The sequence below is a fragment of the Staphylococcus sp. EG-SA-15 genome, from assembly GCF_017151895.1.
In the GTDB taxonomy this organism is placed as follows: Bacteria; Bacillota; Bacilli; order Staphylococcales; family Staphylococcaceae; genus Staphylococcus; species Staphylococcus aureus.
In genome coordinates this window covers 1-228 of sequence record NZ_JACVZN010000186.1, presented here as the reverse complement: position 1 = coordinate 228, position 228 = coordinate 1, and the positions used below count along the sequence as shown (strand labels likewise).

At 35.5% G+C, this 228-nt stretch carries 1 pseudogene; it reads right to left on the bottom strand.

The annotated features are described in order from the left end of the window. Positions 1–129 precede the first annotated feature (129 nt). A pseudogene (locus tag IDG64_RS15010) lies at positions 130–228 on the bottom strand (potassium transporter Trk); the annotation flags it as partial.

The window sequence follows — 228 nt, the reverse complement described above, 5'->3', positions numbered from 1 at the left end:
CAATAATATGCAAGTTGGGGTGGGGACCCAACACAGAGAAATTGGATTGCCAATTTCTACAGACAAAGCAAGTTGGGGTGGGACGACGAAATAAATTTTGCGAAAATATCATTTCTGTCCCACTCCCGATTATCTCGTCGCAATATTTTTTTCAAAGCGATTTAAATCATTATCATGTCCAATCATGATTAAAATATCACCTATTTCTAAATTAATATTTGGATTTGG